This is a genomic window from Citrobacter sp. MGH103, from assembly GCF_001034475.2.
Classification (GTDB): Bacteria; Pseudomonadota; Gammaproteobacteria; order Enterobacterales; family Enterobacteriaceae; genus Citrobacter; species Citrobacter freundii.
In genome coordinates this window covers 2,480,450-2,505,327 of sequence record NZ_CP073043.1, presented here as the reverse complement: position 1 = coordinate 2,505,327, position 24,878 = coordinate 2,480,450, and the positions used below count along the sequence as shown (strand labels likewise).

The following is a 24,878-nucleotide window of genomic DNA, read 5'->3' as shown; positions in this document are numbered from 1 at the left end:
CTATATCTATTGTGGTGTGTTATCTCTCAGCCCAGGAGCATCCATGAGCCATTTCCGTTCAATCGAATTAAAACATGCCAGTCGGCTGCTTAACCACGGCCCTACGATACTGATCACCAGCCGGGATGAGCATACCGAGCGGCGCAATGTGATGGCGGCGGCATGGTCAATGCCGGTAGAATTTGAACCGCCGCGGATTGCAATTGTTGTTGATAAGACCGCCTGGTCGCGTGAACTGATTGAGCGTAGCGGCAAGTTCGGTATTGTTATTCCGGGCGTGGCCGCTACCAACTGGACTTACGCGGTGGGCAGCGTTTCCGGTCGCGTGGAAGATAAATTTAACTGCTACGGTATTCCGGTGGTAAAAGGTCCGGTGCTGGGATTACCGTTAATAGAAGCGAAATGTCTGGCCTGGATGGAGTGTCGTCTGCTGCCTGCAACGGCAGCACAGGAAAAATATGACACCCTGTTTGGGGAAGTGGTCTCGGCTGCCGCTGATGAGCGAGCTTTCGTGGAAGGACGCTGGCAGTTTGATGATGATAAACTCAATACCCTGCATCATCTTGGCGCCGGAACGTTTGTCACCAGCGGGAAACGTATAACTGCTGGCAAATAGTAGATTCTGTCCGTATGACAGCCCCTCCTGTTTAGCCTTCCTTGCTGAATAATTCACCTGAATTATAGTTAAAAATGCTCTGACCCAAAGATTCACCTAACACGCTATCCGTAAACACTGTACTTCCTGAAGTCTCAGAGAGGTTTTACGATGCAACTTAATAGAATCGCACAAAGTTTTATACTGGCTGGGTTACTCACATCGTTTTCTGTTCCCGTTATGGCCGCTGAAGCTCCCAAAGACGCCACCGCCGCCACGCAACAAGCAAACAATGCGCTCTACAATCAACTACCATTCTCCGATAACACCGACTTTACCGACGCCCACAAAGGCTTTATCGCTCCACTCCCGCAGGAAGTGATCAAAGGCGAAGAGGGAAATGTTATCTGGAATCCGCAGCAATACGCGTTCATCAAAGAAGGCGATAAAGCGCCGGATACGGTAAACCCGAGCCTGTGGCGCCAGTCCCAGTTGATCAACATCAGCGGGCTATTTGAAGTAACGGATGGCGTTTACCAGATTCGTAACCTCGATCTGTCGAACATGACCATTATTGAAGGTAAAGAAGGCGTGACCGTCGTTGACCCGCTGGTCTCAGCAGAAACGGCCAGGGTCGGGATGGATCTTTACTTTAAAAACCGCGGTAAAAAACCAGTAGTTGCGGTGATTTACACCCACAGCCACGTTGACCATTACGGCGGCGTGCGCGGCGTTGTTGATGAAGCTGACGTGAAAGCGGGCAAAGTGAAGATTTATGCGCCTGCCGGATTTATGGAAGCTGCGGTCGCTGAGAATATCATGGCAGGTAACGTCATGAGCCGCCGCGCGAGCTACATGTACGGCAACCTGCTAAAACCTGATGCCAAAGGTCAGGTCGGCGCGGGACTGGGAACCACGACTTCTGCGGGAACCGTTACCCTGATTGCGCCAACGAATATCATTGAGAAAGATGGACAAAAAGAGGTCATTGACGGCCTGACCTATGATTTCATGCTGGCTCCGGGTTCTGAAGCGCCTTCGGAGATGCTGTGGTACATCGAAGAGAAGAAACTGATTGAATCTGCTGAAGATGTCACCCACACCCTGCACAATACCTACTCTCTGCGCGGAGCCAAAATCCGTGAACCGCTGCCGTGGTCCAAATACATCAACGAAGCGATTGTCCGCTGGGGTGATAAAGCCGAAGTGCTGATGGCGCAGCACCACTGGCCTACCTGGGGCAATGACAAAGTCGTGAGCCTGCTGAAAAGCCAGCGCGATTTGTACCGTTACATCAACGACCAGACGTTGCGCATGGCTAACGAAGGTCTGACCCGCGATGAGATCGCCGCAAACTTTAAGCTGCCGGACTCACTGGCCCACACCTGGGCTAACCGCGGTTACTATGGCTCCGTGAGCCATGATGTAAAAGCAACCTATGTGCTCTATCTCGGCTGGTTTGACGGCAACCCGGCAACGCTGGATGAACTGCCGCCAGAAGAATCTGCGAAGAAATTTGTCGACTATATGGGCGGCGCTGACGCTATTTTGCAGAAAGCAAAAACCGACTATGACCAGGGTAACTACCGTTGGGTAGCTCAGGTGGTGAGCAAAGTGGTGTTTGCCGATCCGAATAACCAGGCTGCACGTAATCTGGAAGCGGATGCGCTGGAGCAATTGGGATATCAGGCTGAATCCGGCCCGTGGCGTAACTTCTATCTGACCGGGGCGCAAGAGCTGCGTAACGGCGTAGTCAAAGGCCCAACCCCGAATACCGCCAGCCCGGATACCGTTCGGGCGATGACGCCGGAAATGTTCTTCGATTATCTGGCGGTGCATATCAATGGACAAAAAGCGGGCGATGCGAAGTCGGTGTTTAACATCGACCTTGGTAGCGACGGTGGTAAATACAAACTTGAGCTGGAGAATGGCGTACTGAACCATACCGCCAATGCCGAAGCAAAAGACGCCGACGCCACCGTCACGCTGAATCGCGACACGCTGAACAAAATCATCCTCAAGGAAGTGACGCTAAAACAGGCGCAAGACAGCGGTGACGTGAAGATAACCGGTGACGGCGCCAAGCTTGATGCCATGCTCGGCTATATGGATAAGTTCGAATTCTGGTTCAACATCGTTACGCCGTAAGCACAACGGAAAACGGGCGGGTTTTCCGCCCATTTTTTCTTACATGCTGTAGCCGGGTTTTTTAATCAGCCTCGTCATCTGTGGCGCAATTTCCACATCCCATACCGCCTGCCAGGCATCCGGCTCAACTTCATTGAGCGCGATGCTCACTGAACTCTCTTTGCTTTGTAAATGACGAATAATGACTTCGGTAATATCCGCCGCCAACGCGGCCTTCTCTTCTTCGTTCAAATCGCGAGGAAAACATTTGATATCAACGTGCGGCATGACAGGTTCCTTATTGTTTTGGGATGCAGGTAACTTATGCGGACTCTCGTTCAACCAGGTGAAATCCGACATCAATAATATCGTCTTCACGTGGAATTTGTTCGATACGATCGGCAAGCAGAGAGGCGGCGCGTTGTCCAATGGCCCGTCGGTCGACGCTAACTGTGGTGATGGCAGGCCGGTTACTGGCGGCAAAATCAAGATCGCCAAAACCGATTACAGCTAGCTCCTGCGGCACGCGTAAACCACGGCTTTCGGCTTCCATAATCGCCCCCTGGGCTAAGGTATCTGAGCTACAGACAATGACATCAAACTCGCGATCCGCCAATAGCTGCGTCAATCCAGTGCGTCCCAATGCCAGAGAGGCCGGAAGTGGGACGTCCACCTGTGCGTCAGCCGTAATACCATGACGACTCAGCGCATCGCACAGCCCTTGTTTACGCTGGCCTGCCCGGCGATCGGCGGTCCATAACAACCCCGGACGGCGATAACCTTTTTTCAGCAAATAGTCTGCCACCGCCTGACCAACTTTTTCATGCGAAAAACCGACCAGCATATCGATGGGCGTTGGGGTTAAATCCCAGATCTCTACAACCGGAATGGCCGCATTAAGAATCACCTTTTTCAGCTCGGCGGTATGATGGATACCGGTGAGCACGACGCCATCCGGGCGGCGAGAAAGCAGCGTCGCAACCAGCTCTGCCTCAGTTTGCGGCGTGTAACCTGATACGCAGAGCAAGATGTGGTATCCGCGTTCAGCCAGTTCATCGCTTAATGACTGAATGGTATCGACAAACATATTGTTGTTAATTTGCGGAACAACCACGGCGATAAGCTTACTGCGACGCGACGCCAGCCCCCCGGCCAGCGCGTTGGGGATATATCCCGTGGCACGTACCGCCTGCATCACTTTTTCCACGGTTTTCGGGCGCACCAACTGCGGGCTATTTAGCGCCCTGCTCACCGTCATGGGTGACAATCCAGCAGTACGGGCAACATCTTCCAGCGTGGGTGCACGCGGAGGTCTGGCGTTTTTCACTGTCGATGCCCTTGTCAAAAATCGCTGATTTATCCTGGCATTATTCATCATGATTTCGGCTATTGCCAGCGACTCTCGGCGATAACGCTGAGAAAACAGCAGCTTAGTTAATTATCGTCAATCAAAATGATAGCGCAATCACAATGATTTGTGCATTTCTCCATAAAATATTGGAATGTGACATCGTTTACAAGTTACTACCCTTTTATCTCAGTATTTGTGAGCAATTGTTCAAATCACAATCAACTCACTGGTGAAATGATTGCGCTAACACTAAAAATGATAGCGCAATCATTTATTACCACCAGGAGAGAATAATATGTCTTTAAGCGCTAATTCCGATGCCGTGACCTATGCCAAATCGGCTAACGCCAAAACCGCAGCAGAAACCGGTGACCGTATTGAATGGGTAAAACTGTCTCTGGCTTTCCTTCCGCTGGCAACACCAGTGAGCGATGCCAAAGTGCTGACTGGTCGCCAGAAACCACTAACCGAAGTCGCCATAATCATCGCCGAGATCCGCAGTCGCGACGGGTTTGAAGGCGTGGGATTTAGTTACTCCAAGCGTGCTGGCGGTCAGGGGATCTATGCGCATGCCAAAGAAATTGCCGATAACCTGTTAGGTGAAGATCCAAACGATATTGACAAGATCTATACCAAGCTGTTGTGGGCAGGGGCTTCCGTAGGACGCAGCGGCATGGCGGTTCAGGCCATCTCCCCTATCGATATCGCTTTATGGGATATGAAGGCCAAGCGTGCAGGATTGCCGCTGGCAAAACTGCTTGGCGCGCATCGTGACTCCGTACAGTGCTACAACACCTCCGGCGGATTCCTGCATACGCCGCTGGATCAGGTGCTTAAAAACGTGGTTATTTCCCGTGAAAACGGCATTGGCGGCATCAAACTCAAGGTCGGTCAGCCAAACTGTGCCGAGGATATTCGCCGCTTAACCGCGGTACGTGAAGCGTTGGGGGATGACTTCCCGCTAATGGTCGATGCCAATCAGCAGTGGGATCGGGAAACCGCCATCCGTATGGGACGTAAAATGGAGCAGTTCAATTTGATCTGGATTGAAGAGCCGCTCGACGCCTACGATGTAGAAGGCCATGCCCAACTGGCCGCCGCGCTGGATACCCCGATTGCCACCGGTGAAATGCTGACCAGCTTCCGCGAACATGAACAGCTGATCCTTGGCAACGCCAGCGATTTTGTACAGCCCGATGCACCGCGTGTGGGGGGGATTTCACCGTTCCTTAAAATTATGGACCTGGCAGCTAAACATGGTCGCAAACTGGCTCCGCACTTCGCTATGGAAGTTCACCTGCATCTGTCCGCCGCTTATCCACTTGAGCCATGGCTGGAGCATTTCGAATGGCTGAACCCGTTATTTAATGAACAACTTGAGTTGCGCGATGGCCGGATGTGGGTTTCCGAACGTCACGGTCTGGGCTTCAGCATCAGCGAGCAGGCGCGCCGCTGGACGCAATTGACCTGCGAGTTTGGTAAACGTCCTTAATTTATTTGGCGGGTAAGTAATACCCGCCCTCCTCCCCTACAAAAACGCTCTCAACCTTATGAAAGGAGTGGGTGATGAACACAATAATAAAGCGCACAAAAGTGCGTTACGGCATTCTGATATTTCTGTTTCTTGCCACCGTATTTAATTACGCCGATCGCGCGACGTTATCCGTGGTCGCGCCGATAATGAGCAAAGAATTAGGTTTTGATCCTGAAGCTATGGGACTGGCCTTTTCTGCCTTCGGTATTTCTTATGTCATTATGCAACTGCCCGGCGGCTGGTTGCTGGATCGGTACGGTTCCCGGTTGGTATACGGCTGTGCCCTGATTGGCTGGTCACTGGTAACCATGTTTCAGGGCACCATTTATCTGTACGCCAGCCCGCTTGTCGTATTGATTATCTTACGATTACTGATGGGTGCGATTGAAGCTCCTGCCTTTCCGGCCAATAGCCGATTAAGCGTGCAATGGTTTCCCAATAACGAACGGGGATTTGTTACCTCAGTCTATCAGGCCGCACAATATATCTCGTTAGGGATTATTACACCGCTCATGACGATTATTTTGCATAATCTGAGCTGGCACTTTGTGTTTTATTATATCGGGGCTATTGGCGTTATTCTTGGCATCTTCTGGCTGGTCAAAGTCAGGGATCCCATGCATCATCCGAAGGTAAACCAACAGGAAATTGACTATATCCGGGAAGGCGGTGGCGAACCGGCGCTGGGCAATAAAAAAGAGCCGCAGAAAATTACCTTTACGCAAATTAAGAGCGTCTGTGTCAATCGCATGATGATTGGCGTTTATATCGGGCAGTTCTGCGTGACATCCATTACCTGGTTCTTCCTGACCTGGTTCCCTACTTATCTGTATCAGGCGAAAGGCATGTCGATCCTCAAAGTGGGGTTTGTCGCCAGTATCCCTGCCATTGCCGGTTTTATCGGTGGATTATTAGGCGGCGTGTTCTCCGACTGGCTACTAAAACGCGGTTACAGCCTGACGATTGCTCGTAAGCTGCCGGTTATCTGCGGAATGTTGCTTTCTTGTGTCATCGTTATCGCCAACTACACCTCGTCAGAATTTGTGGTGATCGCCGCGATGAGTCTGGCATTTTTCGCCAAAGGGTTTGGCAATCTGGGATGGTGCGTTCTCAGCGATACCTCGCCAAAAGAAGTGCTCGGCATTGCAGGCGGCGTTTTCAATATGTGCGGCAATATGGCCAGTATCATCACGCCACTGGTGATCGGCGTCATTCTGGCGAATACCCAGTCTTTTGATTACGCCATTCTGTACGTCGGTTCGATGGGGTTGATTGGCCTGATTTCTTATCTGTTTATCGTGGGTCCATTGGATCGTATTACGCTGACCCCTTCTGTCGCGTAATTTAACCTTATGGCGATAGCTCGCCCGCTGTTCCGGGATTTGCACTCCTGCGGAACAGCGTTTTTTTATTCAAATAATCTTATTGTTTTTCAGTACAGTACGCAGCCTCGGATGCTGACAAACTGCATCAGCGATAGCGCTAATATTCGGCGTGTTGTCCTGAAACCAGTCATGCCCTGGCCCCCAGGTGCGCATAACGGCAATATATACGTCCAGTAGTGTTAGCTGATCCCCGAATGCGTACGGCTCGGCGTTTAGCTGATCGTTCAGCCACATATAGAGGGATTTACGGTACTCAATGCAGTTCTTTTTCAACTGCGCCGGGGCGTCCGGTACCCAGCGTTCTGGATAGTCGGCATAGGTAAACGTGGGATAGACATTTGCTACCAGCCATATCAACAGACGCTGAAACTGCTGGCGTTCGGCGTATCCAACGGGTGGTGAAAGTTCAGGGCGACGATCGAGGATCATCAGCGCGATCGCCGCCGTTTCCGTCATCACACTGCCATTTTCCAGTACCAGCGTGGGCACCTGGCATAGTGGATTCATCGTCTTAAGCAACTCCCGCTGAGGGCCGTCACTGTCAAAACCGTCGACATTAATAAAATGATAAGGGATCTCCGCCAGTGTGAGCATCACTTCACTGATGGCCGATCCCCAGCCCGGTACCCCATAGACCTTAATCATGCTGCAATCCCCAAAGTTAAAACCCTAAGTGTAGAGCAGCATTCGGCAACCTATGCAGACGTGATTATTACTTTCATAATAACAATGGTCGAATACCGGGGGAGAATAAGCAATGCGTTCCAGTATGTTTGAATATATGAACATTTTTGTACAGGTTGTTGAGCAAGGTGGATTTGCCAGAGCAGCAGACGTGTTACACCTGCACCGCCCTGCAGTGACCAAAGCTATCCAACATCTTGAAGACGATCTGGGAGTAAAGTTGCTTAACCGCACGACTCGTAAAGTGAGTCTGACAGAAGAAGGTGACGCTTTTTACCAACGCACAAAAATCCTGCTCAGTGACGTTGATGACATCATGGCTTCTTTCTCACCCACCCGCCCTCCGCGCGGAAAACTCAGGGTGAATGCCCCCCTGTCGCTGGCTCACTCGGTATTAGTCCCGGCCCTGAGCGATTTCCAGTCGCGCTACCCGGATATTGAGATTGTCCTCACCTCCACCGACCGAAGAATCGATCTGCTTGCCGAAGGTATCGACTGCATGATTCGCATTGGCGAGTTACAAGACTCTTCTCTGATTTCACGGCGGCTTGGTGAGGTAAAAATGGTGACATGCGCGTCCCCGGATTATTTGCAAAAACACGGCGTACCGCAGACGCCAGAGGATTTATCCCGACATCAGGCAATTAACTTTTTCAGTGAACGTCATCGTGAAGCACTGGAATGGTCCTTCGTCCGTGAGGGTGAAACCGTGTCGTTTATCCCTACAGGTCACATCAGCGTTGATAACTCCGACATTCTTTTGACAGGCTGTTTATCCGGACTCGGTATCATCCACGGTGTGCACGCGGTACTGGCCCCCTGGATCCAGTCGGGCCAGCTCGTTGAGGTGCTGGCTGATTATGCCGGGGAATCAAAACCGGTTTCTGTGCTTTACCCCGACAGACGTCATCTTGCCCCCCGTGTTCGGGTGTTTATTGACTGGCTGTGTGCGCTTTTTACCGAGCAAAAATCGCGCCTACAGGGATTATTATAATCTAAGTAATAGTGAAGTTCCGCAACGGCGGTTTTTCACACTCATCTGAGCCGTTAAATTGTGCAGACCCAATACAGAACAATTTACAGAGGTTTGCTATGTCTAAGGTCGTGGTTTTTAATCAACCAGGCGACGCTGACGTCCTGACAATCCAGGATATGCCAGTTTCGGCTCCGCGTGCGGATGAAGTTCAGATACACGTACGCGCAATCGGCATTAACCGTGCGGAAATTATGTATCGTACCGGCCAGTATATTTACCAACCCAAATTCCCGGCATGTCTGGGCTATGAGGCTTCCGGCGTTGTTGAATCCGTGGGAGACAACGTGCGTGAGTTTGCACCTGGCGATTACGTTAGCGTCATCCCGGCTTTCAGCTTCCATGAGTATGGTATGTACGGTGAAGTCGTCAATGCTCCAGCCCATGCTGTCGTCAAACATCCTGAGAATCTTAGCTTCGAGGAAGCCGCGGCGAGCTGGATGATGTATGTGACCGCTTTCGGTGCGCTGGTTGAATATGCGGATATTAAGCCTGGTGATAACGTGCTGATCAATGCTGCTTCCAGCAGCGTCGGACTGGCGGCAATTCAGATTGCTAACATGCGGGGAGCAAAACCGATTGCGATGACGCGCACCAGTGAGAAACGTGCCCAGCTTCTGCAACTTGGTGCGGCAGAGGTTATCGCCAGCCAGGAGCAGGATCTGGTGGCGGAGATTAACCGGATCACTGACGGCAAAGGCACCCGCGTGGTGTTCGATCCGGTCGGTGGCCCTGGCGTGGCAAAAATTGCCCAGGTGATGCCAGCCGGTGGACTCTTTTTCCAGTATGGCTCTCTTGATGCGCGTGATTTGTCGATTCCGGTAATTGAGATACTCGGTCGCCATCTGACCTTCCGCGGCTATGAGATTTTCGAAATCACCACGAACCCGGAAAAACTGTCACGTGCGAAACGGTTTATCTTTGAAGGATTACAGTCCGGCCAACTCAAGCCGCTGATTGATAAAACCTTTGCCTTTGATGATATCGTTGAAGCACATCAATACATGGAAGCCAACGGTCAGGTGGGCAAAATCGTCGTCACCCTGTAATCCTTGTGCGGCACAGTCTTGTGCCGCAAATTACCCTCAAAGCACTTTCGACAAAAACTGCTGGGTGCGCGTGTGGCGTGGATGATTCAGTACCTGCTCGCTGCTGCCCTGCTCGACGATTTTGCCATCGACCATAAACACCACCTGATCCGCCACCTCCCTAGCGAAGCCAATCTCGTGCGTCACCACCACCAGCGTGGTTCCCGACTTCGCCAGCGCTTTAATGACATCCAGGACTTCGCCCACCAGTTCAGGATCCAGTGCAGATGTAGGCTCATCAAACAGCATGACGCGCGGATTTAGCGCCAGTGCACGGGCAATAGCGATACGCTGCTGCTGACCGCCAGATAAGTGACGCGACCAGGCATCGGCTTTATTCCGCAACCCTACCGCATCAAGCAGCGTTAATGCCCGCTCGGTGGCGGCTTTACGCGATGCCAGTCCGTGCGCAATGGGCGCTTCAATCAGGTTCTCCAGCACCGTTAAGTGCGGGAACAGATTAAAGTTCTGGAACACATAGCCGACGTTAACCCGCTGGCGCAAAATTTCCGCCTCTTTCAGCTCATACAGCTTGTCTCCCTGCCGACGATAACCAATGTAATCGCCATCGATTTGAATAAAACCCTCATCGACGCGTTCCAGATGGTTGATGGTACGCAGGAGTGTGGATTTCCCTGAACCGGACGGCCCGAGAATGACCGTTACCGTTCCGGGAGGGATCTCCAGCGACACATTATCCAATGCTTTGTGGCGACCAAAGTATTTGCTGACGCCGGTAATAGAAATATGACCTTCAGGCGAGTGGGACATGGACGGCCTCCTGCTGTGGACGTTGACGACTGCGTTTTTCTGCACGGCTCACCCGGACGGTGTTGATCGCTGAACGTCGTTCGCTGCGTGCCAGCGCACGTTCGACCAGATGCTGAATAAGCGACAGGATGCTGGTGATCACCAGATACCACACCGCACCCACCATCAGCAGCGGGATCACTTCCTGCGTGCGGTTGTAGATCATCTGGATGGTGTAGAACAGCTCCGGCATTGCCAGCACGTATACCATCGCTGTCCCTTTCGCCAGACTGATAATTTCATTGAAGCCAGCAGGCAAAATGGTGCGCAGCGCCTGCGGCAGAATAATCCGCAGCGTACGTCGCCCTGCCGGTAAGCCCAGTGCTGCCGCTGCCTCGTACTGACCGTGATCGACCCCTAAAAATCCACCACGTATAATCTCAGCGGTATAGGCGCTTTGCACCAGCGTCAGGCCAACCACCGCAGTGGAAAACTGACCGAGTACATTGATGGTCTCAAAACTCCCCCACTGAATGGGAGTGAACGGAATACCAATCGTCAGCGTGTCGTACAGATAGGAGAAGTTGTACAGAACGATTAGCACCACAATCAGCGGTAACGAACGAAACAGCCAGATGTACCCCCATGCCAGACAGTTCAACAGCCAGGAAGATGAAAGCCGCGCCAGCGCCAGCAGACCGCCGATGAGAATACTCAACAGCGTCCCGATAAGTGTCAGTAACAGCGTTTGTCCAAGACCAGACAAAATCACCGGATCGAAGAACCAGCGGGCAAACACGCTCCATTCCCAGCGCGGATTAAACGCCACGGACTGGAGAATCACCGCCAGGGCAAACAAAGCAATGACCGCGCCAACGGTGCGCATGGGGTAACGCGCCGGTACGACTTTAATGCTATCTGTCGTTTTCATCTTCTCTCCTCAGGCGATTCTGGCCTGACCGGCAATAGTCAGCAGTTTGGTAAAGCGCAGCCGTCCATCAAACGGTGGCTGGCTGTACTCTTCGGGATTGCGCGTCGTATCAAATTGCGGATCGTAGCCCTGGCTTAAATAAAGTCTGACGGCCTCCGGCTGGCGAAATCCTGTGGTCAGATATATCCGGCTGTAGCCCGCGAGTAGCGCCCGACGTTCCAGTTCCTGCACTACACGCGCCGCAAGTCCCTGCTGACGCAGGCTGCTTTTTGTCCAGATACGCTTAATCTCGGCCGTGTCCTTGTCGTAAGGTTTGTAAGCCCCGGTGGCGATAATTTCGCCGTCACGCTCCAGGACCACAAAAAGTCCCTGCGGTGCCAGATACCATTCGGTCAGTTCCTCTTCAGCGTCACGAGAAAAATAATCGCCATAGCGGGCAGCATACTCACCGAACAGACCGTTCAAAATGGGCTGTAGCTCGCTGGCTTCAGGTGAGACCACGCGAAATTGATCGCTCACGATGACCTCCTTAGTCGCCTAAACCGGCCGGGTTGATTTCAGATTGCGGAATGCGTTCCACCCCTTCTCCCCAGCGATTCAGCACCTTGTCATAATCGCCGTTGCCAATCACGCCGTTGAGGGCGGTTTGTACCGGCAGAACCAGACCGCTGTCCTTTTTCAGCGTCACAGCAATGTGTGCCGCTTTTGGCCAACCGCCATCAACACTACCCACCAATTGCGTTTTACCGTTGAGTGCAGCTTTCCATGCGCCGATTACATTAGGACCGAAGTAGGCATCGGCGCGACCTGACTGTAGGGCCAGGGTTTGCGCGGCATCATCTTTGGTATACACCGGCGTAAACGGCTGTAACCCTTTCTTCACGTTCTCATCGTTCCAGGCCAGCAGGATGGCTTCCTGGTTCGTCCCTGAACCGACGATAATGCGCAGTCCAGCGATATCTTCCGCCTGCTCGATTTTCTTCAGCTTGCTACCGGTTTTGACATAAAAGCCAAGAGAGTCTTTCCGATACGTCGCGAAATCGAATTTTTCTTTGCGTGCTTTGGTGACGGTAATATTGCTGATCGCGGCATCGTATTTGCCGGAAGTGATGCCCAGCGGCCAGTCTTCCCATGACGTAGGTACGACGTTGAGTTCCAGCCCCAAACTGTCAGCCACCAGACGCGCGATGTCCGCCTCGCTGCCGATCAGCGTCTTATTGTCATCGGCAAAGACGGTCAGCGGCGGTTGACTGAGCCCGGCAATCGCCACGGTGAATTTGCCCGGTACGGCCAGGTGCAGGTTTGCAGGCAATTGCGCGATCGCCTGCGTATTCTTTGCCGTATTGATCGGCGTTTTATTGGCTTCCAGACTTACGCCCGTGCCGTTAATCGTCACATCATTTGCCCAGACAGTTGTGCTGAAAGCCAGCGACAGTACGAGGAATACTGATTTTTTCTGCATAGCGTTTTTCTCTTATTGTGTGAATTGATTTGCAGGTGTCGTTAATCCCAGGCTTGCGCGCAGGGTCGTACCGGGATATTCATGGCGGAACAGGCCCCGCGCCTGAAGCACAGGGACAACCTGTTCGACAAAACGCGGGAAGGTATCCGGCGTTCCGCCCTGGATAATAAAACCGTCTGCGGCTTTCTCGTCGAACCACTGCTGCAGGCCGTCGGCGACCTGTTCCGGCGTGCCGCTGAAACGCGGACGTGGGCTGGCCGCTTCCAGAGCAACCTGACGGAGTGTTAAGCCACGCTCGCGCGCGTTGTGTTTGATCTCATCAGTCGTACTGCGAAAGCTGTTTTGTCCGAGAGAGCCAAGATCCGGGAACGGTGCGTCCAGCGGATATTGGGCAAAATCATGATGTTCAAAGTAGCGGCCAAGATAGTTCAGCGCGTCGGTAACGGAGACCAGCGCAGCGGTAGTCTGATACTGCTGCTCAACATCCTCTGCGCTGTCGCCAACAATAACGCTGACGCCCTGGAATATATGCAGTTGATCGGGATGTCGTCCGGCGATTTCCAGCTGACTTTTTACATCCTGATAGAACGCCTTAGCCTCTGCCAGCGACTCCTGATGGGTAAAAATGGCATCAGCATGCTGCGCCGCTAATTTCTTGCCATCTGCTGAAGCTCCCGCCTGAAATATAATCGGACGACCTTGTGGCGTACGCCCAATATTTAACGGCCCGGCGACCTGAAAATAATCTCCATGATGGTTTAGCGTGTGCAGTTTATGCGGATTAAAAAATTCCCCGCTTGTTTTATTACGGGTAAAAGCATCGTCTTCCCAGGAATCCCACAGTCCTTTCACTACCTGTAAATATTCATCGGCAATACGATAACGCTGGGCATGCTCCGGATGCTGAGCGCGAGAATAGTTTTTTGCCGATCCTTCCAGAGGCGACGTAACCACGTTCCAGCCCGCACGCCCGTTGCTGAGATGGTCCAGGCTGGCGAACTGTCGTGCGGTCGTAAACGGCTCGCTGTATGATGTGGACACTGTGCCAACCAGTCCCAGATTCTGGGTGATGCTGGCCAAAGCGGATAATACTGTCAGCGGCTCAAAACGATTTAAAAAGTGCGGGATTGATTTTTCATTAATATACAGACCATCGGCGACAAAAATAAAATTCAGCTTCCCTTTTTCCGCAATAAGCGCCGTCTCTTTGACAAAATCAAAATTAATACTGGCATCGGCCTGAGCCGCCGGGTGGCGCCATGCGGACATATTTCCCGATGCGCCATGCAGAATAGTTCCGAGCCGTAGTTGCCGATTTTCAGCCATAATAACCCCTACCCAACAGGTAAACTTAAAGGTGTGCGAATGCCGTTTTTGCTAACTGCGCAAAGTAATGTGCGGCAGGTTCAATTAAACGTTCGTCTGGATTAAATCCCGGGTGATGTAATCCGTATTCACTGGCACTGCCAATACTGACAAATGCGCCTGGCGTATTTTGCAGGTAGACGGCAAAATCCTCCCCGCCCATATGCAGGTCAGCATGGTGAGTGGTGTAGCCTGACTGTTTCGCCACCGTGGTGGCGATATCGGCCCAACGCGCATCGTTCACCAACGCGGTCGGCCCCGCATGCCAGATAACGTCTATTTGTGCGCCAAAGGCATGGGCAAATCCGGCAGCGATGTCATTAACCCGTGCTTTAACCTGCTGCTGTACCTGAGTCCGGTGCGTTCTGAGCGTCCCTTCCAGCTCAACGGACTCTGGCAGTACGTTCCATGTATTTCCTCCCTGAATACGGGTCACGCTGAGTACCACCGAATCCAGCGTGTTAACGTCGCGACTGGCAACGCTTTGCAACACGGTTACCAACTGGCTGGCAAGCAGGATGGCATCTTTGCCTTCATGCGGACGCGCCGCATGTGCGCCCTTGCCATTTATGCGCAGCACGAAGCGATCGACATTGGCATAGAACGCACCGCCGCGTGTGGCAAATTCGCCCACCGGCAAACCGGGCTCATTGTGCATACCAAAAATAGCCGCTACGTTTTGCAGCGCACCGGCGCGGATCAACGTTTTTGCGCCGCCGAAACTCTCTTCAGCTGGTTGAAACAAAATACGTACTCGCCCCGGTAAGGTTGTTTCCTGTTGTTTAAGCAGCAGTGCTGCTCCAAGCATCACGCTGGTATGGACGTCATGCCCGCAGGCATGCATCACGCCCGGTGTGAGGGAGCGAAACGGAACATCGGCGCTTTCTTCTATCGGTAGCGCATCGATATCCGCTCGCAGCGCGATGACATCTTCTCCCTTGCCGATTTCCGCGACCAGACCGGTTTTCAGCTCGAACGGCAGAATGTCGACATCCGCAGCGTGCAACCAGGCCTGAATGCGCCTGGTGGTTGCTTCCTCCTGCAGGGAAAGCTCCGGGTGCTGATGTAATTCACGACGCCAGTTGATAAGCGTTGAGCTGAGGGTCATCAGAGCACCTCCACGGCATTATGGACTTGTGCCAACAAACGCAGCGATGTCAGACGCGCGTGGCCCTCCGCCACTGGCGTGTCGATAATGAACTCATCAATACCAAATTGCGTATGCAGAGCATTCAGCTTTACCATCACCTCTTGAGCGGTGCCGTGTAACAACGCCAGTTCACGACGCGCGATTTTGCGTGGCGAACTACCCGCCTGTACGGCGAATGCCAGGGCTTGCTCTTCGCTGGCGACTGTAACGCGTTGACCATTTTCCAGCTCAACGCCCCAGATTTGGACGTTTTCCGCCAGTTGCGCAGCTGTATCGTGACTGTCAGCCACAATCACCTGAACGGCGACTATCGTCGGGCGGTCGCTGTGGGTCTGCCAGAAGGACAAAACCTCACGTAATAACGCTTTGTCACCGTTGAGGTGCGCAGCGAAGATAAAATTCAAGTCGGATTGCGCTGCTAACTGTGCGCTTTGCACACTGGCTCCGAGTACAAATCCTTCTGGCGGTATTGGTGGGATTGGCGTCGGGAATACCGTTTCCCCGCTTTCCGTTCCGTTCAGCGCCAGCCAGCCGTTAAGCTGAGAAAGCTGATCGGCAAAACTGCCTTTTTCTTCCTGATGCAGTCCATGCTGTAACGCCTGAGTCGACAACGGTAACCCGCCAGGGGCCTTCCCTACGCCGAGATCGACACGTCCAGGAGCCAGTGATGCCAGCAGATTGAAGTTTTCCGCCACTTTGTACGGGCTGTAATGTTGCAGCATCACGCCGCCGGAACCAACGCGGATACGCTGGGTTTGCCCGAGGATCCAGGCGATCACCAGCTCCGGCGATGGACTGGCCAGCTGTGGCGTATTATGGTGTTCCGCGATCCAGAAACGATGGTACCCCCACTCTTCTGCCAGTTGCGCCAAACGCAACGTCCGGGAAAGCGCGGTCGCGGCAGTTTCACCTTCCCCGATGGGGCTTTTATCCAGAACACTCAGGCGATATGACATGTTACGAGCCTATGTTTGTTAACATGTCTTTATTATTAATTTATCAAATAGCCATACTGAAACATTTAATTCACATTTACTCAGCTAAAAAGTAGATAACAAACCCTACCGCAGCCAGGGTTAAAATTTGGATCGCCCAGTACCGCTAAACTGAAAAACACCCGCAATTAATAGCCTACAAAATATAATAGGGTCGTTGATATCACGGTAATAACATCAAAATCATTTCATGCCAGTTTTCTTTTTACGAAAAGGTTTTTTAACGCAATTTACGTTAAGTCAGTTTAAACGACTTGTAACGTTATGCGGTTGTATTAATTGTTTCACTTTTATGACGTGGGATGAATGATTTACATGGAAATTTTTATTTTAACTACTTCCACAGAAATGATGATTAGTAGAGAATGCAACGTTTCTTATTAAAACGGTTTAAAACAGATTTCTAATATCCCCCGATTTCATTGCGGGGATTTTTGTATGGATTATACATAGCATCATGGGACCTCTATGAAAAGTAACATGCCCGTTACACAAATTGAGCACGCACTTAACGATAAAACGACGCTGCTTTCTACGACGGATAAAGAAAGTCATATTACCTACGCCAACTCCGCATTTATTGATGCCAGCGGATTTAACGAACAGCAATTAATGGGCGAACCGCATAATATTATTCGCCATCCTGATATGCCTCCCGCGGCGTTCGCCGATATGTGGTACACGCTACAGCAGGGAGACAGCTGGACGGGAATGGTGAAAAACCGTCGGCAGAATGGCGACCATTACTGGGTTCGCGCCAACGTTACACCGGTCTGGCACAATGAAAAACTCACTGGCTACATTTCAGTGCGTACCGTTCCTTCGCGCGATGAAATAACTCAAAGCGAAAGTTTATATCAAAAAATTAATAGCCAGCAGTTTAAAGGGTTTCGACTTTTTAAAGGCATTATCATTCGCCGCGGCATATTGTCATGGGCATCAATGTTTAAATGGCTGAGCATTAGCCAGCGCGTCAATTATTCTTTAGGGGTAATCGCCCTGCTCGCTGTGCTATTTCTTTTTGCTCCTGTTAATCCATTTATTCAGGCGGGAGGGTTGCTGTTCTTATTTCTGATGCTTGCTATTTACCTTAAGTATCAAATCTGTCAGCCAGTTAATACGCTACTGACGCAAATGAAGAAAGTGGTATCCGGGAGAAAACCTGATAACTGTCATTTAAATCGGGTGGATGAGATCGGAATGTTGATGCGCCTGGTTAATCAGTCCGGGCTTAATCTGAATTCACTGGTCGATGATGTCAGTACGCAAATATCCGGTATTCGCGCTATCAGTCAGCGAGTATCAAAAGAAGGTACGGCGCTGCATAAGCGTTCCGAAGAAACCTCCGCCGACCTGCAACAAACCGCTGCCGCCATTGAAGAAATTGGTAGCGCGGTACAGCAAACTGCTGAGACTGCGGCACATACTATGACCATGGCCGATAAAACCAGCGCCAATGCGGCAGAAGGCGGCGATATCATGAAACAAACTATCGCCATGATGCAGGCGATATCGCGTGACAACGGGCAGATCGTCGACATCATCGGCGTCATTGATAGTATCGCCTTTCAGACCAATATTCTGGCGCTCAATGCCGCGGTCGAGGCCGCGCGAGCCGGAGAGTCAGGACGCGGTTTCGCCGTTGTGGCGGCAGAGGTCCGTAATCTGGCACAGCACTCAGCGTCTGCAGCAAAAGAGATCAAACAGTTGATTGAGAAGAACGTCGCCAACGTGAATAGCGGGGTCAAAATGGTAGAACAAACGGAGACGCATCTTACCGGGATGATTGGCGATGTCCTGCAGATGTCGATGATGATCAAAGATATTAGTCTGGCGACGCGTGAGCAAACCCTGGCGCTGGATCTGATTAACGATTCGATTTCACGCGTTGGCACCATGACACACAATAATGCCGAGATGGTGGAACGTGTCACCGATGCTACCGCCGATCTGACTCAACGTTCATCGCGCTTACAGCAGGCCGTTCAGGTCTTTGGCGTATCAGCATAACCTTACGGCGCTTATCGGGTGAATGTCTCGATAAGCGCACTCCTCTCCACGTATTTACGCCCTTCTCTTTTATTGGCTGAATCGAGGCCACACCGCGCCAGTGCACGCTGTACAAAAATGCTGAATTCTTGTTATCGGGGCTTTGCGGAACCGAACAATTGAATGTAGGATGCTCGGCCGGCAGTTTTCCCCGTAACACAATGAAGGGTAAGGCTGTTTTCGCCGCAGCAGGTGCGGCAAAAAGGATTTTGTATTTTTGTCAGGTCAACAGGAAAAGTAATGAACACAAACAACACGCAAGCCGCGGAACAACATGCGGCGAAACGACGCTGGTTGAATGCCCACGAAGAGGGGTATCACAAAGCGATGGGAAATCGACAGGTACAGATGATCGCCATTGGCGGCGCAATTGGTACCGGGTTGTTTTTAGGGGCTGGCGCGCGCTTGCAGATGGCTGGTCCTGCTTTGGCGCTGGTTTATTTGGTGTGCGGTATTTTTTCGTTCTTTATACTGCGCGCGCTTGGCGAACTGGTTTTACATCGCCCTTCCAGCGGCAGCTTTGTCTCCTATGCCCGTGAATTTTTAGGTGAGAAAGCCGCCTATGTGGCTGGCTGGATGTACTTTATCAACTGGGCGATGACCGGTATTGTCGATATCACCGCGGTGGCGTTGTATATGCATTACTGGGGCGCATTTGGTGATGTACCGCAGTGGGTATTCGCCCTCGGCGCGCTGGCCATTGTCGGCACCATGAACATGATCGGCGTGAAGTGGTTCGCGGAGATGGAGTTTTGGTTTGCACTGGTCAAAGTGTTGGCGATTGTGATTTTCCTGGTGGTGGGTACCGTCTTTTTAGGCACTGGAAAGCCATTGGATGGTAACGCCACGGGTTTTCACCTGATCACCGACAACGGTGGATTCTTCCCACATGGCTTGCTGCCGGCGCTGGTACTGGTTCAGGGGGTGGTTTTCGCGTTTGCCTCCATTGAACTGGTGGGCACCGCTGCTGGAGAATGCAAAGATCCACAAACCATGGTGCCGAAAGCGATCAATAGCGTTATCTGGCGTATTGGTCTGTTCTATGTGGGTTCTGTCGTGCTGCTGGTTCTGTTACTGCCGTGGAATGCCTATCAGGCAGGGCAAAGCCCGTTTGTTACCTTCTTCTCCAAACTGGGCGTGCCGTATATCGGCAGTATCATGAATATAGTGGTGCTCACCGCGGCGCTTTCCAGCCTTAACTCTGGGCTGTACTGCACCGGACGTATTTTACGTTCCATGTCGATGGGCGGATCGGCGCCGAAATTCATGGCTAAAATGAGCCGCCAACAGGTACCCTGGGCGGGGATCCTCGCCACGCTGGTCGTCTATGTCGTCGGGGTATTTCTTAACTATCTGGTGCCGTCGCAGGTGTTTGAGATCGTGTTGAACTTCGCGTCGTTGGGCATTATTGCGTCGTGGGGCTTTATCATGGTCTGTCAGATGCGTCTGCGCCGGGCCATAAAAGAAGGTAAAACGGCAGACGTTAGCTTTAAACTGCCGGGCGCTCCGTTTACCTCGTGGCTAACCCTGGTGTTCCTGCTGAGCGTGCTGGTGTTGATGGCGTTTGACTATCCAAACGGCACCTACACTATCGCGTCATTACCGTTGATTGCCATCCTGCTGGTTGCAGGCTGGTTCGGCGTGCGTAAACGCGTCGCGGAAATCCACCGCACCGCGCCGTAATGGCTGAAGGCCTGACAGGTTAACCCTTCAGGCCTTCTTTTTTAGTTCGCTTCAATCAACTGCGCTACATCGTTGCTGTTAATTTCCCGCGCGTTTCCATCCTGATCGGTATAGCTGGTCATTCCCGTATCTTTATCCAGTTTTGGCTTACCCTGGGTGGTAATGGTTTGTCCGCTTTTGGTCGTCATGACGTAATCAGTGGTGCATCCTGCCAGGGTAAACAGCATTACGCCTGCACAAAGACAGATAAATGGCTTTTTCATGGTATTCCCGTGTTATTCAGTTAGCCGTTGAGGGCGTAGTGTAAGTCCCTGAAGTGGGTCAGGCTACTGGCGGGGTGTAACGAGGCGTATCGTGGGGTTTAGAGAAATGACAGGAGGGGTTTCCCCCTCCGGATTTTTTACAGCGCAATACGAATAACATCGTCCGGCTGGGTAGCTTCCTGCTCGCGGGTAGATTTCTGTTTCACGCTGACGTACAGGGTTTTACCATCGGCAGAGAGCGCCAGGCTATTCGGGAATGTTGGGGTCTCGAATGTTTTGACGACTTTATAGCTTTTCGCGTCGATCACACTCACTTTACCGGCCTGGCGATGAGTCACGTAGGCTTCATTACGCGTCGGGTTGAACAGCACGGCAAGGGATTCCGGCGCGGCGACTTTTGCCAGTACGTTGCCGTTACGGGTGTCGATTACCAACACTTCCGCCGCTTTAGAGTCGGTGACAAATGCACGGTTGCCCGCTGTGTCCAGGCTCAGGTTGATAAAGAAATGCTCTTTCCCATCATCCAGCAGTTTTTTGCGGCTGATAATTTTGTTGGTGGTGGTATCGATGGTAATGAATTCACCGTCCGCATTGGCGGTGTACAGGCGCTTAGCCTTGCTGTCGACAGCCAGAGCGGTGCTCATTTTGCCGGTATTTTGGATGGTGTCCTTCAGTTTAATGGCGTCGCCGTCCACCACCCAAATCACGCTCTCTTTACCAATACCGCTAATGTATACCGTGTTAGTGGCGTCATCTGCGGCCAGCTCACGCGGCTGCAGCGGGCGAACATCTTCAGAACGCTTACGCGCATCCAGCACCAGACGTCCTTTCACCGCGCCCGTTTTAGCATCCATCGCCGTTACCGCGCTATTTACCGTGTTGCCGAACCACAGCGTTTGCGTGGCGTTATTGATGGTGACACCAAACGGTTTGAGATCGTTATGAATCACCTGAGTCACTTCGAGGGTGACCGGGTCAAGGCGGTAAACCACCCCGCCGGTATCCAGTTTGCGGCTCTGTGAGGTCGCCAGCCACAGCGCGTTCTCTTGTTGGCTGTACGCCATTTCATAAGCGCCTTTACCGACGGCTTTGCGCAGCAGTTCTTCTGCAGCCTGCGTAGTAAAAGATGATGCAACGAGCAGTGAACCTAACAGTAAAGAACCACGCAGACGCGGTGAAAACAGATGACGTAAAGACATGACGACTCCCTTTGATAAATTCGTTTGTTACTGCTTCACATAGCTTCAATGAGCAAAATCATGGTTTTGCCTTTTTAAGAATGAGAATAGTAATCATTATTTATCTCAATGTGGAGTATTTATTCGCTTTCGGGTTGTAACCTTCTCATTTTCTCCATGAATAATCGCTTTTCATCCGGATAACGTCATTGGCATTTTACCAGGCCTACATTTCGTACGAAGCAGGCCTGGTTACAGACATTCACCGTCTTCCACCCTTACGCATCAATCCTCAGCAAGACGAATAACTACCTTGCCGAAGTTTTTGCCGGTCAGCAGACCGATAAAGGTTTGTGGCGCATTTTCCAGACCGTCGGTCACCTGCTCGCGGTAGTGGATTTTGTCCTCATTAAGCCAGCGCCCCATCTCCCGCTGAAACTCCTGAATGCGGTGACCATAATCCTGACCAATGATAAAACCCTGCATCCGGATACGCTTTTTCAGCAGCGTTGCCATTAACAGCGGTAATCTGTCAGGTCCGGCCGGAAGAGACGTTGCGTTATAACCACTGACCAGGCCACAAAGCGGAATCCGCGCTGAAGTATTGAGCAATGGCAGAACGGCATCAAATACTTTTCCGCCGACGTTTTCATAATAAATATCAATTCCTTGCGGGCAAGCTTTTGCCAGTTGTTGCGCAAAATCTTGTGCGTGGTGATCGAGGCAAACATCAAAGCCCAGCACCTCTGTGGCATGTCGGCATTTCTCTGCCCCACCTGCCACACCGATTACCCGGCAGCCTTTAAGCTTACCGATCTGCCCAACCGTTGCGCCAACCGGCCCGGTTGCGGCGGCTACCACCAGCGTTTCTCCCGCTTTCGGCTGACCGATATCCAGCAGACCCATATAAGCGGTAAACCCCGGCATACCCATAACACCCAGCGCCCAGGAGGGATGTTCGGGATGAGCGCCAAGCTTCACCAGTCCGTTACCGTCGGAGATGTCATAGTCCTGCCAACCGCTGTAGCTCAATACCCATTCGCCTGGCTGGTAGTCCGGATGGCGGGATGACACCACGCGACTTACGGTACCACCCACCATAACACCACCAATCTCTACTGGTGGTGAGTAAGATGGCTCATCGCTCATGCGGCCACGCATGTAGGGATCGAGGGAAAGATAAACAGTGCGCAGCAAAACCTGGCCTTCGCCCGGGGATGCCACCTCATCTTCTTCAAGACGGAAGTTCTCTGGGACTGGCGCGCCATGTGGACGGGAAGCCAGTACCCAGCGACGGTTACGATTAGTCTGTTGACCCATGATGTGCTCCTCTGCTTTTGGCATGAATCCATCAATAGTAGCAGTCTGTGCCTGCTATTTAGCTGACGACGTGGTTTAACCGCACAACCAGGTAAACGCAGGGTTTCGCGGTTTCATTGATAAACCGACAGTCATTCGGCGGGCCAAGTTCCAGGCAATCACCTGCCTGCATTTCATGGCGTATGTCCCCTTCCACAAAGACTAATTCCCCCTGCTGTAACCAGATAAGTTGTCTGGCCTGCACATAGGAAGAAGCTGGCATCGGGATATCACTTCCGGCGGGTAATTCAATCTGCACCAGATCGATAGGTAGATCGCTGCGCGGTGAAACATGGCGGCGCAGATAGTGGCTTTGCGGATCGTGCCAGACGGGCTGGTCAGCGAAGCGTAGCAGCTTGCCCTCCTGCATTTCAGCGCGCGCAATCAGGGTAGACATGCTGATGCCAAACGCACCGGAAAGTCTACCCAGCAGCGTAGCCGTTGGACTACTCTCGCCGCGTTCTATTTTATGGATCATGGCCCGCGACACGCCCGCGCGCTCGGCAAGTTCCGTGAGTGACCAACCGCGAGATTCCCGCTCAATGCGAATTCTTGCACTGATCCGTTGATTTATACTGTCTTCAATAGTATTCATATTGTAATACTATAGTGAACAAGCCCTGAGGTTCAACATGTCAATTCGATTTGCCAGCAAAGAAGACTGCGCCGCCATTGCAGAAATCTACAACCATGCGGTACTGCATACGGCGGCTATCTGGAATGATCAAACGGTCGATGCCGAAAACCGTATTTCCTGGTATGAATCCCGACAATTGATGGGGTTTCCGGTACTGGTGAGTGAAGAGAATGGCGTGGTTACGGGATACGCCTCCTTTGGCGACTGGCGTAACTTTGATGGCTTCCGTCATACCGTTGAACATTCGGTGTATGTCCATCCAGAACATCAGGGAAAAGGACTCGGACGAGCACTACTCAGCAGACTGATAGACGAAGCCCGCGCATGCGGCAAGCATGTAATGGTGGCAGGTATTGAGTCTCAGAATCAGGCATCACTGCATCTGCACAGCTTGCTGGGCTTTAAAACCACCGCGCAAATGCCACAGGTTGGAACCAAATTTGGGCGGTGGCTGGATCTGACCTTCATGCAGTTGCAGTTAGACGATCGTCGTGAACCGGATACCCTTAGATGAACCAGACGCTGACCCTCTCCTTTCTGATTGCGGCGGGTATTGGTCTGGTGGTGCAAAATACCTTGATGGTGCGCATTACGCAGACGTCCTCGACGATCCTTATCGCCATGTTACTTAACTCGCTGGTCGGGATCGTGCTGTTTGTCAGCATATTGTGGTTTAAGCAAGGTTTAGCAGGGTTTGGTGAATTGGTTTCCAGCATACGCTGGTGGACACTCATCCCCGGCTTGTTGGGATCGTTCTTTGTTTTCGCCAGCATTAGTGGATATCAAAATGTAGGCGCTGCCACGACGATTGCGGTACTGGTTGCCAGCCAGCTTATCGGGGGACTGATACTGGATATTCTGCGCAGTCACGGCGTGCCGCTACGGGCGCTAGTGGGCCCAATTTGTGGCGCGGTAATGTTGGTGATCGGGGCATGGCTGGTGGCGAGACGTTCGTTTTAATTGCGCTTATCCGACCTACAGAACGCGCCTGTAGGCCGGATAAGATCCGGCGAGGAAATATCAAAGAATAGTGCCGCCTTTGGTCAACTGTTCGCGACGGGCTTCCATATCTTCTTTATGCTGACGGCCATGATGGGCGATAGCCGTACGCAAACGCTGTTGCTGGGTATAGCGGTCTTCCCGGCTCAACGCGACATCATCGCTGAGCTCAATCAGCAATTCATTCATATGCGTAATGACGCTCTCCTCAATGGCGGCATCAACACGTGCGCTGACCTCATCCAGATGCGACATAACCT

The 24,878-nt window shown here is 52.0% G+C and carries 23 protein-coding genes and 1 pseudogene; 10 read left to right on the top strand and 14 right to left on the bottom strand.

Annotated features, from left to right (window positions below):
• Nucleotides 1-43: 43 nt before the first annotated feature.
• Nucleotides 44-616 (top strand): flavin reductase family protein, encoded by a 573-nt coding sequence (locus tag SK33_RS12110; protein ID WP_032949318.1) that lies wholly within the window; start codon nt 44-46, stop codon nt 614-616.
• A 150-nt stretch (nt 617-766) separates the two neighbouring features.
• The gene (locus SK33_RS12105) at nt 767-2,743 is read left to right on the top strand and encodes an alkyl/aryl-sulfatase (protein ID WP_048217738.1); all 1,977 of its coding nucleotides are present in this window, start codon (nt 767-769) and stop codon (nt 2,741-2,743) included.
• Between the two features lie 39 nt (nt 2,744-2,782).
• Here the strand turns inward: SK33_RS12105 and pptA are convergent, their stop codons facing one another.
• Together pptA and SK33_RS12095 are read right to left on the bottom strand one after the other, a co-directional pair.
• A complete protein-coding gene (gene pptA / locus SK33_RS12100) occupies nt 2,783-3,010 on the bottom strand; it encodes a tautomerase PptA (protein ID WP_032949321.1) in 228 nt (75 codons plus the stop codon).
• 34 nt (nt 3,011-3,044) lie between these two features.
• Entirely contained in the window at nt 3,045-4,097 is a 1,053-nt protein-coding gene (locus SK33_RS12095; RefSeq protein WP_369707176.1) for a LacI family DNA-binding transcriptional regulator, read from the bottom strand.
• 271 nt (nt 4,098-4,368) lie between these two features.
• Here SK33_RS12095 and SK33_RS12090 point away from each other — a divergent pair, with 271 nt between their 5' ends.
• Both SK33_RS12090 and SK33_RS12085 read left to right on the top strand, forming a co-directional pair.
• A complete protein-coding gene (locus SK33_RS12090) occupies nt 4,369-5,565 on the top strand; it encodes an L-talarate/galactarate dehydratase (protein WP_003020125.1) in 1,197 nt (398 codons plus the stop codon).
• Nucleotides 5,566-5,639: 74 nt separating this feature from the next.
• On the top strand, nt 5,640-6,950 hold the full coding sequence (locus SK33_RS12085; protein ID WP_032949323.1) for an MFS transporter: 1,311 nt from the start codon (nt 5,640-5,642) through the stop codon (nt 6,948-6,950).
• Between the two features lie 69 nt (nt 6,951-7,019).
• Here the strand turns inward: SK33_RS12085 and SK33_RS12080 are convergent, their stop codons facing one another.
• Nucleotides 7,020-7,637 carry a glutathione S-transferase family protein gene (locus tag SK33_RS12080; RefSeq protein ID WP_048217741.1) on the bottom strand — a complete coding sequence of 206 codons (618 nt, stop codon included), beginning with the start codon at nt 7,635-7,637 and terminating at the stop codon, nt 7,020-7,022.
• 112 nt (nt 7,638-7,749) lie between these two features.
• Between SK33_RS12080 and SK33_RS12075 the strand changes: the two genes are divergently transcribed.
• Entirely contained in the window at nt 7,750-8,670 is a 921-nt protein-coding gene (locus tag SK33_RS12075; protein WP_048217744.1) for a LysR family transcriptional regulator, read from the top strand.
• 98 nt (nt 8,671-8,768) lie between these two features.
• A complete protein-coding gene (locus SK33_RS12070) occupies nt 8,769-9,758 on the top strand; it encodes a zinc-dependent alcohol dehydrogenase family protein (protein ID WP_048217747.1) in 990 nt (329 codons plus the stop codon).
• A gap of 36 nt (nt 9,759-9,794) precedes the next feature.
• Here SK33_RS12070 and SK33_RS12065 read toward each other — a convergent pair whose 3' ends face one another.
• From SK33_RS12065 to SK33_RS12035, 6 genes and pseudogenes are all read right to left on the bottom strand, one after another.
• Entirely contained in the window at nt 9,795-10,568 is a 774-nt protein-coding gene (locus tag SK33_RS12065; protein WP_003836184.1) for an amino acid ABC transporter ATP-binding protein, read from the bottom strand.
• A complete protein-coding gene (locus SK33_RS12060) occupies nt 10,552-11,478 on the bottom strand; it encodes an amino acid ABC transporter permease (RefSeq protein ID WP_003843709.1) in 927 nt (308 codons plus the stop codon). The genes SK33_RS12065 and SK33_RS12060 overlap by 17 nt, the downstream gene beginning before the upstream one ends.
• A 9-nt stretch (nt 11,479-11,487) precedes the next feature.
• Complete coding sequence (locus tag SK33_RS12055) at nt 11,488-11,997, bottom strand: GNAT family N-acetyltransferase (RefSeq protein ID WP_048217749.1); 510 nt, start codon at nt 11,995-11,997, stop codon at nt 11,488-11,490.
• Nucleotides 11,998-12,007: 10 nt separating this feature from the next.
• Nucleotides 12,008-14,266, bottom strand: a pseudogene (locus SK33_RS26435) (NtaA/DmoA family FMN-dependent monooxygenase).
• Between the two features lie 25 nt (nt 14,267-14,291).
• Complete coding sequence (locus SK33_RS12040; RefSeq protein WP_003020146.1) at nt 14,292-15,413, bottom strand: amidohydrolase; 1,122 nt, start codon at nt 15,411-15,413, stop codon at nt 14,292-14,294.
• Nucleotides 15,413-16,411 carry an MsnO8 family LLM class oxidoreductase gene (locus tag SK33_RS12035; RefSeq protein WP_003020149.1) on the bottom strand — a complete coding sequence of 333 codons (999 nt, stop codon included), beginning with the start codon at nt 16,409-16,411 and terminating at the stop codon, nt 15,413-15,415. Before SK33_RS12035 ends, SK33_RS12040 begins: the two co-directional genes overlap by 1 nt.
• Before the next feature lie 507 nt (nt 16,412-16,918).
• Between SK33_RS12035 and SK33_RS12030 the strand changes: the two genes are divergently transcribed.
• Both SK33_RS12030 and ansP read left to right on the top strand, forming a co-directional pair.
• Nucleotides 16,919-18,460, top strand: a complete 1,542-nt coding sequence (locus SK33_RS12030; protein WP_032949338.1) for a methyl-accepting chemotaxis protein — start codon at nt 16,919-16,921, stop codon at nt 18,458-18,460.
• A 279-nt stretch (nt 18,461-18,739) separates the two neighbouring features.
• Entirely contained in the window at nt 18,740-20,182 is a 1,443-nt protein-coding gene (gene ansP, locus SK33_RS12025; RefSeq protein ID WP_003843715.1) for an L-asparagine permease, read from the top strand.
• Nucleotides 20,183-20,223: 41 nt separating this feature from the next.
• Here ansP and SK33_RS12020 read toward each other — a convergent pair whose 3' ends face one another.
• From SK33_RS12020 to SK33_RS12005, 4 genes are all read right to left on the bottom strand, one after another.
• Complete coding sequence (locus SK33_RS12020; RefSeq protein ID WP_003020157.1) at nt 20,224-20,445, bottom strand: YgdI/YgdR family lipoprotein; 222 nt, start codon at nt 20,443-20,445, stop codon at nt 20,224-20,226.
• Between the two features lie 137 nt (nt 20,446-20,582).
• Complete coding sequence (yncE, locus tag SK33_RS12015) at nt 20,583-21,644, bottom strand: 7-bladed beta-propeller protein YncE (protein ID WP_048217757.1); 1,062 nt, start codon at nt 21,642-21,644, stop codon at nt 20,583-20,585.
• A gap of 264 nt (nt 21,645-21,908) precedes the next feature.
• Nucleotides 21,909-22,943: an NADP-dependent oxidoreductase gene (locus SK33_RS12010; protein ID WP_003020165.1), complete on the bottom strand. Its 1,035-nt coding sequence runs from the start codon at nt 22,941-22,943 to the stop codon at nt 21,909-21,911.
• A 58-nt stretch (nt 22,944-23,001) separates the two neighbouring features.
• Entirely contained in the window at nt 23,002-23,577 is a 576-nt protein-coding gene (locus tag SK33_RS12005; RefSeq protein WP_003020168.1) for a helix-turn-helix domain-containing protein, read from the bottom strand.
• A gap of 37 nt (nt 23,578-23,614) precedes the next feature.
• Here SK33_RS12005 and SK33_RS12000 point away from each other — a divergent pair, with 37 nt between their 5' ends.
• A complete protein-coding gene (locus tag SK33_RS12000; protein ID WP_048217760.1) occupies nt 23,615-24,133 on the top strand; it encodes a GNAT family N-acetyltransferase in 519 nt (172 codons plus the stop codon).
• Nucleotides 24,130-24,579, top strand: a complete 450-nt coding sequence (locus SK33_RS11995; RefSeq protein WP_003836163.1) for a DMT family transporter — start codon at nt 24,130-24,132, stop codon at nt 24,577-24,579. Before SK33_RS12000 ends, SK33_RS11995 begins: the two co-directional genes overlap by 4 nt.
• A gap of 60 nt (nt 24,580-24,639) precedes the next feature.
• Here SK33_RS11995 and SK33_RS11990 read toward each other — a convergent pair whose 3' ends face one another.
• Complete coding sequence (locus tag SK33_RS11990; RefSeq protein WP_003020183.1) at nt 24,640-24,873, bottom strand: YdcY family protein; 234 nt, start codon at nt 24,871-24,873, stop codon at nt 24,640-24,642.
• Nucleotides 24,874-24,878: the final 5 nt, after the last annotated feature.

Coding starts and splice junctions, on each gene's coding strand:
- SK33_RS12110 (WP_032949318.1), top strand. CDS start 44: ATGAGCCATTTCCGTTCAATCGAATTAAAACATGCCAGTCGGCTGCTT.
- SK33_RS12105 (WP_048217738.1), top strand. CDS start 767: ATGCAACTTAATAGAATCGCACAAAGTTTTATACTGGCTGGGTTACTC.
- pptA (WP_032949321.1), bottom strand. CDS start 3,010: ATGCCGCACGTTGATATCAAATGTTTTCCTCGCGATTTGAACGAAGAA.
- SK33_RS12095 (WP_369707176.1), bottom strand. CDS start 4,097: ATGAATAATGCCAGGATAAATCAGCGATTTTTGACAAGGGCATCGACA.
- SK33_RS12090 (WP_003020125.1), top strand. CDS start 4,369: ATGTCTTTAAGCGCTAATTCCGATGCCGTGACCTATGCCAAATCGGCT.
- SK33_RS12085 (WP_032949323.1), top strand. CDS start 5,640: ATGAACACAATAATAAAGCGCACAAAAGTGCGTTACGGCATTCTGATA.
- SK33_RS12080 (WP_048217741.1), bottom strand. CDS start 7,637: ATGATTAAGGTCTATGGGGTACCGGGCTGGGGATCGGCCATCAGTGAA.
- SK33_RS12075 (WP_048217744.1), top strand. CDS start 7,750: ATGCGTTCCAGTATGTTTGAATATATGAACATTTTTGTACAGGTTGTT.
- SK33_RS12070 (WP_048217747.1), top strand. CDS start 8,769: ATGTCTAAGGTCGTGGTTTTTAATCAACCAGGCGACGCTGACGTCCTG.
- SK33_RS12065 (WP_003836184.1), bottom strand. CDS start 10,568: ATGTCCCACTCGCCTGAAGGTCATATTTCTATTACCGGCGTCAGCAAA.
- SK33_RS12060 (WP_003843709.1), bottom strand. CDS start 11,478: ATGAAAACGACAGATAGCATTAAAGTCGTACCGGCGCGTTACCCCATG.
- SK33_RS12040 (WP_003020146.1), bottom strand. CDS start 15,413: ATGACCCTCAGCTCAACGCTTATCAACTGGCGTCGTGAATTACATCAG.
- SK33_RS12035 (WP_003020149.1), bottom strand. CDS start 16,411: ATGTCATATCGCCTGAGTGTTCTGGATAAAAGCCCCATCGGGGAAGGT.
- SK33_RS12030 (WP_032949338.1), top strand. CDS start 16,919: ATGAAAAGTAACATGCCCGTTACACAAATTGAGCACGCACTTAACGAT.
- ansP (WP_003843715.1), top strand. CDS start 18,740: ATGAACACAAACAACACGCAAGCCGCGGAACAACATGCGGCGAAACGA.
- SK33_RS12020 (WP_003020157.1), bottom strand. CDS start 20,445: ATGAAAAAGCCATTTATCTGTCTTTGTGCAGGCGTAATGCTGTTTACC.
- yncE (WP_048217757.1), bottom strand. CDS start 21,644: ATGTCTTTACGTCATCTGTTTTCACCGCGTCTGCGTGGTTCTTTACTG.
- SK33_RS12010 (WP_003020165.1), bottom strand. CDS start 22,943: ATGGGTCAACAGACTAATCGTAACCGTCGCTGGGTACTGGCTTCCCGT.
- SK33_RS12005 (WP_003020168.1), bottom strand. CDS start 23,577: ATGAATACTATTGAAGACAGTATAAATCAACGGATCAGTGCAAGAATT.
- SK33_RS12000 (WP_048217760.1), top strand. CDS start 23,615: ATGTCAATTCGATTTGCCAGCAAAGAAGACTGCGCCGCCATTGCAGAA.
- SK33_RS11995 (WP_003836163.1), top strand. CDS start 24,130: ATGAACCAGACGCTGACCCTCTCCTTTCTGATTGCGGCGGGTATTGGT.
- SK33_RS11990 (WP_003020183.1), bottom strand. CDS start 24,873: ATGTCGCATCTGGATGAGGTCAGCGCACGTGTTGATGCCGCCATTGAG.